The organism is Pseudomonas sp. TH34, from assembly GCF_016650865.1.
In the GTDB taxonomy this organism is placed as follows: Bacteria; Pseudomonadota; Gammaproteobacteria; order Pseudomonadales; family Pseudomonadaceae; genus Aquipseudomonas; species Aquipseudomonas yamanorum.
In genome coordinates, this window is sequence record NZ_JAEKFB010000022.1 from 248,361 (window position 1) to 260,362 (window position 12,002).

11 protein-coding genes are annotated in these 12,002 nt (G+C 62.8%); 6 read left to right on the plus strand and 5 right to left on the minus strand.

What is annotated here, in order from left to right; genetic code table 11:
• Nucleotides 1–921, minus strand: a complete 921-nt coding sequence (locus tag JFU58_RS17915) for a DMT family transporter (protein ID WP_063028709.1) — start codon at nucleotides 919–921, stop codon at nucleotides 1–3.
• A gap of 92 nt (nucleotides 922–1,013) precedes the next feature.
• Between JFU58_RS17915 and JFU58_RS17920 the strand changes: the two genes are divergently transcribed.
• From JFU58_RS17920 to JFU58_RS17945, 6 genes are all read left to right on the plus strand, one after another.
• Entirely contained in the window at nucleotides 1,014–1,577 is a 564-nt protein-coding gene (locus JFU58_RS17920) for a helix-turn-helix domain-containing protein (RefSeq protein WP_201141435.1), read from the plus strand.
• A gap of 154 nt (nucleotides 1,578–1,731) precedes the next feature.
• Nucleotides 1,732–2,928 (plus strand): SfnB family sulfur acquisition oxidoreductase, encoded by a 1,197-nt coding sequence (locus JFU58_RS17925; RefSeq protein WP_201141437.1) that lies wholly within the window; start codon nucleotides 1,732–1,734, stop codon nucleotides 2,926–2,928.
• A gap of 12 nt (nucleotides 2,929–2,940) precedes the next feature.
• Complete coding sequence (locus JFU58_RS17930; RefSeq protein WP_017477002.1) at nucleotides 2,941–3,282, plus strand: acyl-CoA dehydrogenase; 342 nt, start codon at nucleotides 2,941–2,943, stop codon at nucleotides 3,280–3,282.
• Complete coding sequence (locus tag JFU58_RS17935) at nucleotides 3,282–4,661, plus strand: LLM class flavin-dependent oxidoreductase (RefSeq protein ID WP_201141439.1); 1,380 nt, start codon at nucleotides 3,282–3,284, stop codon at nucleotides 4,659–4,661. The genes JFU58_RS17930 and JFU58_RS17935 overlap by 1 nt, the downstream gene beginning before the upstream one ends.
• A gap of 183 nt (nucleotides 4,662–4,844) precedes the next feature.
• Nucleotides 4,845–5,432: an AMP-binding protein gene (locus tag JFU58_RS17940; RefSeq protein WP_063028719.1), complete on the plus strand. Its 588-nt coding sequence runs from the start codon at nucleotides 4,845–4,847 to the stop codon at nucleotides 5,430–5,432.
• Between the two features lie 86 nt (nucleotides 5,433–5,518).
• Nucleotides 5,519–6,937 (plus strand): FAD/NAD(P)-binding protein, encoded by a 1,419-nt coding sequence (locus JFU58_RS17945; RefSeq protein ID WP_201141441.1) that lies wholly within the window; start codon nucleotides 5,519–5,521, stop codon nucleotides 6,935–6,937.
• A 122-nt stretch (nucleotides 6,938–7,059) separates the two neighbouring features.
• Here the strand turns inward: JFU58_RS17945 and JFU58_RS17950 are convergent, their stop codons facing one another.
• From JFU58_RS17950 to JFU58_RS17965, 4 genes are read right to left on the minus strand one after another with little or no spacing between them, the layout of a single operon-like run.
• Nucleotides 7,060–8,325, minus strand: coding sequence for an efflux RND transporter periplasmic adaptor subunit (locus tag JFU58_RS17950; RefSeq protein ID WP_201141443.1), 1,266 nt, complete (start codon nucleotides 8,323–8,325; stop codon nucleotides 7,060–7,062).
• Nucleotides 8,315–9,796, minus strand: a complete 1,482-nt coding sequence (locus JFU58_RS17955) for a TolC family protein (RefSeq protein WP_177027188.1) — start codon at nucleotides 9,794–9,796, stop codon at nucleotides 8,315–8,317. The genes JFU58_RS17950 and JFU58_RS17955 overlap by 11 nt, the downstream gene beginning before the upstream one ends.
• The gene (locus JFU58_RS17960; RefSeq protein ID WP_201141445.1) at nucleotides 9,789–10,988 is read right to left on the minus strand and encodes an ABC transporter permease; all 1,200 of its coding nucleotides are present in this window, start codon (nucleotides 10,986–10,988) and stop codon (nucleotides 9,789–9,791) included. Before JFU58_RS17960 ends, JFU58_RS17955 begins: the two co-directional genes overlap by 8 nt.
• Nucleotides 10,985–11,692 carry an ABC transporter ATP-binding protein gene (locus JFU58_RS17965; RefSeq protein WP_063028729.1) on the minus strand — a complete coding sequence of 236 codons (708 nt, stop codon included), beginning with the start codon at nucleotides 11,690–11,692 and terminating at the stop codon, nucleotides 10,985–10,987. Before JFU58_RS17965 ends, JFU58_RS17960 begins: the two co-directional genes overlap by 4 nt.
• Nucleotides 11,693–12,002: the final 310 nt, after the last annotated feature.

Genomic DNA, 12,002 nt, shown 5'->3' on the forward strand with positions numbered 1-12,002 from the left:
TTAACCCTGGTTTTCGTGTTCCAGTTCGATCTCGGGTTCGGCGAGCCGCTGCCGACGGGTTTTCATTTCGCTGACAATCACCGCCGCCACAATCAACGCTGCGCCCACCATGGCAATCGGCGGGAAGCGCTCGCCGGCAATCCGCCCGACCACGCCGGCCCACACCGGCTCCCCGGCATAAATCAGCGTGGCGCGAGTCGGCGAGACGCTTTTCTGCGCCCAGTTCATCGCCACCTGAATCACCGCGCTGGTCAGCCCCAAGCCCACCGCGCTGAACAGTAGCAACCAGGAAAACGCCGGCAGCGCCTCGCCCATCGGCACCACCATCAGGAACGACAGCACTGAGGCCGTGGCCAGTTGCACCACCGTCACCCGACGTACATCCACCTGCCCGGCAAAGGCGCTGATCAGGATGATCTCGGCGGCAATCGCCACCGCACCGATCAGCGTGGCGATTTCACCGGGGCTGAAATTCAGCGATGCTCCGGCCGGGCCGGTCAGCAGCATCAACCCGGTAAACGCCAGCATAATGCCGATGCTCGGCATCAACCCCGGCCGCCGTCCCAGCACCAGCCATTGCAGCAGCGGCACGAATGGCACATACAGCGCGGTGATGAATGCCGACTGGCTGCTCAGGATTGTCTGCAAGCCAATGGTCTGCAAACCGTAGCCGAACATGATCGCTACACCGATAAAGCACCCGGCTTTCAACTCAAAGAAAGTTAGGCCTCGCAGACTGCGTAACGAGAACGCCCCGACGATCAGCGCCGCCGCCGCAAAACGCAGGCCGACAAAAAACATCGGGCCGCTCACGGCCATGGCGTGCTGCACCAGCAAAAAGGTGCCACCCCAAAACATGGTGATCACCACCAATACACATTCGGCTTTGCTGAAACGGGAAAACAACGGGGAGGTGGTCATGGCGGCTCGGTCTTGCACAGTAGGGGCGCGGACCGCACAATGCGCCGCAAGCTGGGCAGTATACTGCGCAACCCCACCCTGTGAGCAATATAGTGCACAAAGAAAATCCGCAACGGGCTTCGGTCCTGCAACACGTCAGCCAGAACGTTCGACGCCTGCGTCATGCAGCAGAGTTGAGCCAGACGGCGTTGTCCGAAAAATCCGGCGTCAGCCGGCGCATGCTGGTGGCGATCGAGGCGGGGGAGAAGAACGTCAGCCTGTCGACCCTCGATCGGGTGGCCGAAGCCCTGGACGTGGCCTTCAGCGACCTGATCCAGGCCCCGGATGCCCCCGACCACAGCCGCATCAACGAACTGGCCTGGGCCGGCGAGATCCCCGGCAGTAAAGCCGTGCTGCTGGCCAAAGCCACCGCTCGCCGCGAGGTGGAATTATGGGAGATGCGCCTGGAGCCCGGTGATCGCTACATGCCCGAGCCGGACCCCGAGGGCTGGAGCGTGCAGTTGTTTGTGTTCGAAGGCACGCTGACGCTGGTGCTGGGTGACGAGGAAAAACACGTCGCCGCCGGTGAGTTCCTGATGTTCGCCAGTCGCTACCTTCACGCCTATCGCAATGACGGCGACGTGGCGGTGCGGTTTGTACGCAATGTGGTGATCTAACTGTTGGCAGCGCAACAGTGGTTGGACACTTTGCTGGTTTGAACCGCTGACGACTTCCCCGTTTTACAAGCAACCCTCTGATTTTATTGAGCATTAGATTCAGGCACGACTCCTGCAATTACCCCAGTATCTCTCTGGAGCCTGGAGTCGGCCCATGTCAGCCCAACCCCTGCAACCTGCCCACATCATTCGTTCAGACGCCGAAGCCATTGCCGTCGCCACCGAGCTGGCCAAGCGTTTTGCCGTCGAGGCCGGCGTGCGTGACCGCGAACGACGCCTGCCGGTGGCCGAGCTGGATGAATTCTCCGCCAGCGGCCTGTGGGGCATCACCATTCCCAAGGCCTACGGTGGCGCCGGGGTGTCCTATGTGACGGTGGCCGAGGTGATCAAGCTGATCTCCGCCGCCGATCCGTCCCTGGGGCAAATTCCGCAGAACCACTTGGGCGTTGTCGACATCCTCCTGCAAACCGCCAGCGAGGAACAAAAGCAGCACTACTTCGCCAAGGTCTTGCAGGGCTACCGTTTCGGCAACGCCTTCTCCGAGGCCAAGAGCAAGAACGCCGGCACCTTTGATACCCAAGTGCGCTTTGACGGCGACAGCGCGTACATCAACGGTGAGAAGTTCTACTGCACCGGCGCCTTGTTCGCCCATATCGTGCCCGCGGTGGGCGTGAATGAAAAAGACCAGGCCTTCATCGCCTTTGTCGAGCGGGACGCGCCGGGGCTGCAAGTGGTCGACAGTTGGGACGGCTTCGGCCAGCGCACCACCGCCAGCGGCGGCGTGACCCTCGACGGTGTGAAGGTGCCGCTGAGTGCGGTGATTCCCGCCCACCAGGCCTTCGACCAACCCACCGCCAACGGCCCGATTTCGCAAATTATCCAGGCGGCCGTCGACACCGGTATCGCCCTCGGTGCCCTGGAACAAGCAAAAATCCATGCACGCCAGGCCCGGCCCTGGATCGACAGCCAGCAGGATCACGGCTGGCAAGACCCGTTCACCATCGCCGCCATCGGCGACCTGGAATGGCGGGTCCACGGCACCGAAGCGATCCTCGCCAAGGCCGGCGTTGCCGTAGACCAGGCCCTGGCCAACCCCAACGAAGACACCGTGGCCGATGCCTCGCTGGTGGTCGCCCAGGCCAAGGTGCTGTCAGCCGAAACCGCGTTGCTCGCCAGCAGCAAACTCTTCGAACTGGCCGGCACCCGCTCGGTGTCCGGCAAGCACAACCTCGATCGTTTCTGGCGCAACGCGCGCACCCATACCCTGCATGACCCGGCCCGCTGGAAATACCACTTGATCGGCAACTTTGTGCTCAACGGCGTCAAGCCCGCACGCCACGCCTGGAACTGAGGAGCTTCATCCATGACCGCACTGAATCAGGCGCGCCAACTGCTGGAAAGTACCCGGCGCTTTGTCGAGAAAAGTGATGACCCCTACGTGATCAGCCGCTTCGGCGATTTGCAGATTCGCGTGGAGGTCGCGGCCGCTTTGTTTGAGCGTGCCGAAACCCACCCGAGCCCGGTTGCCCTCACCGAAGCCCAGATCGCGGCTGCCGAAGCCCTCATCGCCGCCAGCAACGCCGAATTCGAACTCACCGGCCAGCGCACCGCACTGCCACCCACCCTTGATGATCCCTTGCGCTGGAAATACCAGATTGTCGGCAACTACCACCTCAACGGTGTCGCCCCCCGGAGTACTGTTTAATGCCTCGTGAAATCCGCTTGAATGCCTTCGACATGAACTGTGTCGGCCACCAGTCGCCGGGCCTGTGGGCTCACCCGCGTGACCGCTCGTGGCAGTACAAGGACCTGGAGTACTGGACCGACCTGGCGAAAATCCTCGAACGCGGCAAGTTCGACGGCCTGTTCATTGCCGACGTGCTGGGCATCTACGACGTCTACAACGGCAACGGTGACGCGGCGATTCGCCAGGCCACCCAAGTGCCGGTCAATGACCCACTGTCGCTGATCGCCCCCATGGCGCTGGTAACCGAGCACCTGGGCTTTGGCCTGACGGCGTCGCTGTCCTTCGAACACCCGTATCCGTTCGCCCGGCGCCTTTCCACCCTCGATCACCTGACCAAGGGCCGCGTCGGCTGGAACATCGTCACCTCGTACCTGGAAAGCGGCGCCAAGAACCTTGGCCAGAAAGCCCAGACCGAACACGATGCGCGCTACGACTACGCCGAGGAATACCTGGAGGTTTGCTACAAACTCTGGGAAGGCAGCTGGGAGGAGGGCGCCGTGTTGCGCGACCGCGAGCGGCGGATCTTCAGTGACCCGAGCAAAATCCACGAGATCCGCCACGTCGGCAAACACTTCCAGGTGCCCGGCATTCACCTGTGTGAACCTTCGCCACAACGCACCCCGGTGCTCTACCAGGCCGGCGCTTCCAGCCGGGGCAAGCAGTTCGCCGCCGAGCAGGCCGAGTGCGTGTTCGTCGCCGCGCCGTCGAAAGTGCTGCTGAAGAAAACCGTCGCTGACATCCGTCGGCGTGCGGCGGAGGCAGGCCGTGATCCGAAGAAAATCCTGATCTTCAACCTGCAGACGGTGATCGTTGGCGAGACCGACGCCAAGGCCAAGGCCAAGTTCGACGAATACAAATCCTACGTCAGCTACGAAGGCGCGATGGCGCTGATCTCCGGCTGGACCGGTATCGATTTCAGCCAGTTCAAGCCCGATGACCCCCTCAAGCATGTGCACACCAACGCCATTCAATCGGCGGTGGAAGCGTTCTCCACCGCCGACCCGAACAAGGTCTGGACCCCGAATGAACTGGCAGACTGGGTCGGCATTGGTGGTTTCGGCCCGTTGTTCGTCGGCGGCCCGGAAACCGTGGCCGATCTGTTGCAGGAATGGGTTGAAGAGACCGATGTGGACGGCTTCAACCTGGCCTATGCACTGACCCACGAGACCTTTATCGATGCGGTCGAGCTGCTGGTGCCGGAGCTGCAGAAGCGTGGCGTGTACAAGACTGAATACGCCAAGGGCACCCTGCGGGAGAAGTTGTTTGGAGACGGTGCGCGCTTGGCGGACAACCATCCCGGGGCCAGCTATCGTGACCTGAAGGCCACCGCGATCTAACGGGAGAAACTGAATCAATGTGGGAGCTGGCTTGCCTGCGATAGCGGCGTATCAGCCGGTAGAGATGCAAGCTGACTCAACGCCATCGCAGGCAAGCCAGCTCCCACATTTTATCTTCATCGATCCAACGATTTCAGCCAGCGGACCACCGCATGCTTGTTTCACCAATAGGAGCATCACCCTATGAGCGTGCATGAACTCGAACTTCCGCTGGATGTGGAATGGCCCGCCGAACGGGTCACGGTGCTGCCCGAGGCGTTGGCGCAATTGCGCCATTGGGCACAAGTGACCCCGTTGCACAGCGCCCTGCGCCACAAGCGTGACGGCCAGTGGTACGCCTGGCGCTGGATTGATGCGTTGCGGGATGTCGAGCGCCTGGCTGATGGCTTGCGTCAGCAGGGCTTTACCGAACAGTCGCGGCTGGCCCTCAGCGGTGCCTTCGAACCCGGTCTGTTACTGCTGGCCCTGGCCGCCCAGGTGATCGGTGGCCAGATCCTGACCCTGGCGGATGACCTCGAGCCCGCGGCCTTGCAGCAACAGGTGTGGCGCATCCGGCCTACCCATGCGTATGTCCCTGGGTTCCAGCCGTTGGCGGTCGTGCAACGGATCGACCCCGTGGACACTTCCCAACGGCTCTGCCGCTGGTGGCAGCCTTCCGGCAAGACCGAATTGTGGAGCGAGGAGAGCACCCATTGGCAAGGTGGCCTGGCGGCGGTGCTTGAGCAATGGCTGAAGAGCGGCCAAAGCCTGGGCTTCCCACAGTCGAGCTGAACTAGGCGTCTCGTGTCGATGTGCTGGATACTGCACGGGGCGATTTTTACCACAACCATTCAGGCAGACAGTAAGGGCGCAATTTCATGAGTGAAACCGAACGCGGACAGGCGACGAGCGCCATTCGCAACGCTGATGTGTTGATTGTCGGCGGCGGCCTGAGCGGGACGATGCTGGCGGTGCAATTGCTGCGCCTGCCGGGCAAGCGGCAGATCCTGGTGATCGAACCGCGCCAGGAACTGGGGCGCGGCGAGGCCTACAGTGCGGTGGAACTCGGCCACACCTTGAACGGCAACGCCGCCCGCATGAGCGTCGACCCGGATAATGCCGATGATCTGACCCAGTGGCTGACCGCCTACATCGCCGACGGCGGTTGGCCCGAGTCGGACCAGCAGCACGTGCCCATCAGCGAACTGTTCCCGCCCCGTGGGATCTTTGGCTTGTACGCGCAACAACGGCTGGCGGAGGCCAAGGCGTTATCGGCGTCGACCGTCGAGCATGTCCGCGCCGAAGTGGTAGACCTCGAGGTGGACGAACACTCCACACTATTGACCTTGAGCGACGGCCAGCAACTGCGCGGTACGTTTGCCGTATTAGCCACCGGCATGTTCCCGGCAGCGCGTACACCACAGACCGAATCCAGCGGCTTGAATGCCGCAGCAGTCGACCCGTGGGATGTGCAGGCCATGACCCAACTGGACCCGCAATCCACGGTGCTGATCATTGGTTCCGGGCTGACCATGGTGGACGCCGTGGTGTCCCTGGAACAGGCCGGTCATCGCGGGCCCGTCGAGATTTTTTCGCGCCACGGCCTGCTGCCCCACGTGCGCCGGCAGCCACCGGCCTGGGTCGACTTTCTGGGGGAAGACCACAGCCTGCGCAGTCCTCGGCAATTGCTGCGGGAAGTACGCCGCCAATGCAAGCTGGCGCTGGAGCAGGGGATCGACTGGCAAGCGCCGCTGGACACCGTGCGCGCCCATATCGGGCGTTTGTGGAGCCAGGCCAGCGAGGCCGAGAAACGCCAGTTCGTGCGGCATATTCGGCCCTGGTGGGAAAGCCATCACCACCGCTCGCCGCCCTTGAGTGCCGAGTTGGTGGTGCGGTTGCACGGGGAAGGGCGATTGCGGATCCGCGCAGCTTCGTACAAGGGGCTGGTGCCGTCGCAGGTTGATGTCACGATTCGCCTGCGTCCTCGTGGCGAACAGGAAGTCGTCCAGGTTTCAGGGGCGGCGCTGATCAACTCCAGCGGGATTGAATACGACTGGCGGCGGGTGGCCCGGCCGTTGCCTCGGCAGTTGCTCAAGCGTGGGTTGATTCAGCCCGGGCCGCTGGCCTTGGGGATTGCGGCGGATGTGTCGGGGGCGGTGCTGGATGCCAACGGCCAGGTCAGCCGGCGGCTGTTTGCCATGGGCCCACCGTTGCGCGGGATGTGGTGGGAAAGTACCGCAGTGACGGATGTGGCGATTCAGGCCAAGGCACTCGCCGCAAGGTTGGCACGCATCTAATAATGTGGGAGCGGGCTTGCTCGCGAAGGCGGTGGATCAGTCGACTGATAGGTTGACGGACACTCCGTATTCGCGAGCAAGCCCGCTCCCACATTTTGATCTTCATTCGCCTTTGGGCCGATTCAGGAGCCGACCTTCACAAACCCTGGCTTCAACCCAAACACCTCCACCCCCTGCGCCGTCGACTGCCCGGTTGTCACGGTCACCCGCTCCACCGGCTTGTCCATCGCGGCCCGATATTCCACCGTCATCACACCATCCCCGCGACTGATCGCCTGCGCCGGTACGACAATCGCCTGGTCATTGTTGTAGGTCACGATGGTCAACCGCGCACTCATCCCCAACCTTACCCGTTGCAACTGTTGCGGGGTCAGCTTGGGAATCGACAGGGTCACCGGAAACTGCGCGCTGCCCTGGCTGTCGCTGGCAATCGCCAAGCCACTGACCACGCTGACCGACCCCGTCAATCGTTCCCCGTCAAACCCGTCGCCCAGCACCTCCACGGCCTGGCCCTGATGCAACTGGTTGATATCCAGCTCCGAGACCTTGGCGACGATTTTCAGCTTCTCGATATTCGCCAGTCCAAACAGCACCTGACCCTGACTGACCTTGCTCCCGGCCTGCACCGGCGCGTTATTGTTCCCGCCGCCCTGGGCCGATGAGGTACTGCCCGGCGCCGGCACTACGATGCCGGAGAACGGTGCCTTGACCTCCTTGCCATCGAGCAAGGTGCGAAGGGCTTCATATTTCACCGTGGCATTGGTCAGCTCCATATCGGCGATCTGTCGGTATTCGCCTTTGCCTTGTTCAATCGCCTGTTGCAGTTCGCCGCGGGCCGCTATCAGGTCCAGCTGTTGCTGGGTGGCCTGTTGCTTGAGGTCGTCGAGTTCGTTGCGCGGGATGATGCCGCGCTTGAACAGGTTTTCGCTTTCGGTGAGTTTGCGCTGGGTATTGCTGGCGGTCATTTCGGCGGTGCGCAGGCCGCGCCGGGCGCGACCGACTTGTTGGCCGCTGTCCCAGTCCTGCATTTCCTGCACGGTGCGCCGGGCCTTGAGCTGGGCGGAGAGGGCGTCGCGCAGTTGTACTTCGAGGGTGGCCGGGTCCATGCGCAGCAGCACCTGGCCGGCCTCCACCCGTTGGCCCTGTTCCACCAGGTTGGCCTGCACATTGCCGTCGAACGGCGCGGTGAGGGTGACGGTGGTGTCAGGCTCGATCTTGCCCACCAGGCCGATCTGATGCACCAGCGGGTCGACCTTCACCTCCAGCCATTGTTCGGCATTGCCGGGTTGATTGGCGGCCGGGCTTTGACGGCTGAGCAGCGTGATACCGACACCGGCCACCAGCACAATCAACACGGCACCCAACAGGCGCTTCTTATTAGTAGTCATTGAGGGCGATTTCCCAACTTTCCAGCGTCATGCCCAGAGTCAAGTCGAGCTGAGTCTGGGCGTTCAAATAGGCAATCAGCGCATTGAGCCGTGAGTTCTCGGCGTTGCGCAGGTCGGTTTCGAAACTCAATACCTGAAAGTTCGTGGAGCGCCCGGCGCTGAGTTTTTCCCGTTCGATTTCGATCTTGCGCTTGGACAGCTCCACCGCCCGCTGGGAAATTTCATACTGGCGCCAGCGGGTGCCCAGGTCGCGCACCACATCGTTGACGCTGCGCTCCAGTTGCTGGCGGGCGTCGGCGATGATGATCTCCTGGTTTTCCACATCAACCCGCGCGTGCACCTCGGCCTGGCGGGTGCTGATATCACCGATGGGAATCTGCACCTGCACGCCGGCGTAACTGTCCCAGCGCCGGTTGTTCGAAGAGCCGTTGTCGTTGTCGGTGGCGGCCCGAATCTGGTTGGCGCCGGCCACCAGGTCCACTTGCCAGCGTCCGGAGTCCTTGGCGATCACCAGGTTGAGGTCGGCCTGCTGGCTGCCGAGCAGGGTGGCGAGGTATTCCGGCTGCTGGTTCTGCGCCAGGATGAAGGCCTGGCGTTTATCGATGTCCATGGGTTTGGCTTCCAGGGCCTCGGTGGCGCGGATCGGCGTCGACAGGTCAAGGGCCAGCAGGCGCAGCAGGGCCAGGCGGCTGGTGTCCAGTTGGTTCTGGGCTTCTTCCACCCCCAGTTGCTGGGTGGCAATATCGGCTTCGGTCTGCACAATCTCGAACTCGGCCATGCGCCCGGCACTGATCAGTGCCTTGTTCACTTCCAGCAGGGTACCGGAGCGCTTGAGGGCGTCCTGCACGATGGTCAACTGCTCCTGGGCCCGCAGCAATTCGCGGTAGGTGGCGATGATGTTGCTGATGGTCTGCGCCACGTTGGCCTTGAGGTTCAGGCGGTTGGCCTGCTCCGACAGGCGTGACAGGCGCAGCGGGGCGGTGGTGGCGTCCCAGCCGGCACCGCGCATCAGGGGCTGGATCACTGACAGGTCGAGACCGTCGCTGCGGTAGCGCCCGGCGCGATCGGCGTTGTTCAGTTGCTGGGTCCAGTTCATGCTCAGGCGCGTGCCGTACTCACCGAGCAAGGTGGCATTGGGCGCCAGGTTGGCGTTGCGGGCGCTGTCGTCGGTGCCCTTGGTGGCGCGGTAGTAGCTGTTCAGGGTCAGCTTGGGGTTGAACGTGTCTTCGGCCACCCGCAGGTCGAATTTCTGCGCCACCCGTTGCAGGTACGCGCTGCGAATCGCCGGGTTGTTGCGCAGGCCCAGGTAGACCGCGTCGCCCAGGGTCAGGGTGGTGGACTGGGCATTCAACGACACGCCGCGGTCATAGCCGCTGCGGGTGGTGCTGGGCGCCGACGGGCGAATCACCACGTCGGCGGCCACGCTGTGCAGGCTCACCAGGGCGGTCAACAACAGCAGCCGTTTATTCATCGCGCAGGGCCTCCACCGGCTGCAGCCGCGAGGCCGACACGGCCGGGTAGATCCCGAAAAACAGCCCCACCAGCAACGTGCTACCGACCCCGAGCGGCAGCGCGGCAACCGCCAGGGAAAACTGCCAGCCGGACATCCAGGCATACAGATAGGCGGCGGTCATGCCTACGACCGCGCCGCATAACGCGCCGACGGCGGTCAGGGTGACGGCTTCCAGCAGGAACAGGTTGCGAATGTCCCGCTGGCGCGCACCGAGTGCCATGCGGATCCCGATTTCCCGACGCCGCTCCGAGACGTTCATCAGCATCACGTTCATCACCCCCACGCCGCCGCCCACCAGGGAAATCGCGCCCAGGGCCAGCAGCAGGTAAGCGAAGGTACGGCTTTGGCGGGTCATGCCGTCGATCATTTGCTGGGGCACCTGGATGTCGACATCGTGGTCGGTGAGCTGGGCTCGCAACGCCACGGCTGCGTCCCGGGCGACACGCTCCATGTCCTGGCCGGGAGTGGCGCGGATCACCACATTGCCGATTTGTGGGCTGAAGTAGATCCGACGCATGCCCGGGGCGGGGACGAACAGCGATTCGTTGGCCTGTACAGGGATCAGCATGGCCCGGGGCTGGTTTTGAAGAATGCCCACCACCAGGTACAGATAGTCATTGATGCGCACCCGGTCCCCCAGTTGCAGCGGGTCGCCGGGAGCACTCAAGGCCTGGACGACCTGTTCGCCGACGACCGCGTAGGTTTCCCCCGCGTCGAAGGTCGACAGGAAACGCCCCTCGCGCACCGACAGGCGCATGGCGTCCTTGAGGTCCGGCGTACTGCCGACAAAGCTGCCATTAAAGGTGCGGCCATGGAACACCACCGGACCGCTGAACATCGAAATCGCGCCAATATGGGCGATGCCGGGCACGCTGCGGCGCACCGCCTCCAGGTCCAGGCTGGCCGGCATAGGGGCAATACTGGCGCCCTTGGGCGGGAACTGTGCCACCAGCGTGTCGGTGCCCATGTCCTTGAAAATCATCGCAGCGTCTTCGGCGGCGTTGTGCCCGATATTGATCAGCGCCACCACCGAGGAACTGCCGATGACGATGCCCAGCAAAGCCAGGATCGAGCGCTTGCCCAGGGTGCGCAGGCTGACAAATGCCTCATGCAGCAATTGGCTCAGGCTTTGTTCGACCCGCAGGCTCATAGGCGCTCGGCCTCTTGCACCACGCCATTGCGCACCAGGATCTTGCGGTTCAGGCGTTCGGCAATGTGCGGGTCATGGGTGACGATGATCAGCGTCACCTGCTGCTCGCGATTGAGCGCCAGCAACAGGTCCATGATCTCCTGGGCGGTGGTGCTGTCGAGGTTGCCGGTGGGCTCGTCGGCGAGGATCACCGAGGGGTTGCCCACCAACGCGCGGGCGATGGCGACCCGTTGGCGCTGGCCGCCGGAAAGGTCGGCCGGGCGATGGTGGGCGCGTTCGGCCAGGCCCACCTGGTCGAGCATGCGCATTGCCTGTTCCAGCGAGTCATGCCGGGACACACCGCGATAGCTCAGGGGCAGGGCGACGTTATCCAGGGCGCTGAGGCGCGGCAGCAGGTTGAAGCTTTGAAAGACGAAACCGATCTGCTGATTACGGATCGCCGCCAGTTGATCGGGGCTGGCGCTGAAAATGTCATGGCCGGCAAAACGGTACTGGCCGCAGTCGGGCAGGTCGAGCAGGCCGAGGATATTGAGCAGGGTGCTTTTGCCGGAGCCGGATGCGCCGAGGATGCCGCAGCTGTCACCGGTTTCGATGGCCAGGCATACATCATTGAGAATCGACAGGTGCTGACCGGCCAGCTGATAGCTTTTGCCGATGCCTTGCAGGGAGATAAAGCCTGGGAGCGCGGGGGTATCTGTCATCATGACTACGCCTGCAGCCTCGACAGCGCCGTGCTTCCCCCGAAAATTCTTGTAACAAGTTCAGGGGCCGCCTGGTACACGTCACGGACTGGTTTTATTTCTTGTTTTTAAAATATTGTTTGAATACTAACCGCGATCCTGCCGTTCCGCCAGCCATGGATATAGAGCGGTTTTACCCTTTGAAACGATTCGTCTACGGGGCATTTCAGGCGCCTGAAAAGTCCATCAGCTACCCTCAATAAGCCCGGCTCTGTTGGGTTTGAATAGTATGGCGCAGTGTCACTACTTGCTTTCGGGCAGCGGCCCCGGTATA

Excerpts from the sequence above, each read along its gene's own strand:
- JFU58_RS17915 (WP_063028709.1), bottom strand. The coding sequence starts at position 921 with ATGACCACCTCCCCGTTGTTTTCCCGTTTCAGCAAAGCCGAATGTGTA.
- JFU58_RS17925 (WP_201141437.1), top strand. The coding sequence starts at position 1,732 with ATGTCAGCCCAACCCCTGCAACCTGCCCACATCATTCGTTCAGACGCC.
- JFU58_RS17930 (WP_017477002.1), top strand. The coding sequence starts at position 2,941 with ATGACCGCACTGAATCAGGCGCGCCAACTGCTGGAAAGTACCCGGCGC.
- JFU58_RS17935 (WP_201141439.1), top strand. The coding sequence starts at position 3,282 with ATGCCTCGTGAAATCCGCTTGAATGCCTTCGACATGAACTGTGTCGGC.
- JFU58_RS17940 (WP_063028719.1), top strand. The coding sequence starts at position 4,845 with ATGAGCGTGCATGAACTCGAACTTCCGCTGGATGTGGAATGGCCCGCC.
- JFU58_RS17945 (WP_201141441.1), top strand. The coding sequence starts at position 5,519 with ATGAGTGAAACCGAACGCGGACAGGCGACGAGCGCCATTCGCAACGCT.
- JFU58_RS17950 (WP_201141443.1), bottom strand. The coding sequence starts at position 8,325 with ATGACTACTAATAAGAAGCGCCTGTTGGGTGCCGTGTTGATTGTGCTG.
- JFU58_RS17955 (WP_177027188.1), bottom strand. The coding sequence starts at position 9,796 with ATGAATAAACGGCTGCTGTTGTTGACCGCCCTGGTGAGCCTGCACAGC.
- JFU58_RS17960 (WP_201141445.1), bottom strand. The coding sequence starts at position 10,988 with ATGAGCCTGCGGGTCGAACAAAGCCTGAGCCAATTGCTGCATGAGGCA.
- JFU58_RS17965 (WP_063028729.1), bottom strand. The coding sequence starts at position 11,692 with ATGATGACAGATACCCCCGCGCTCCCAGGCTTTATCTCCCTGCAAGGC.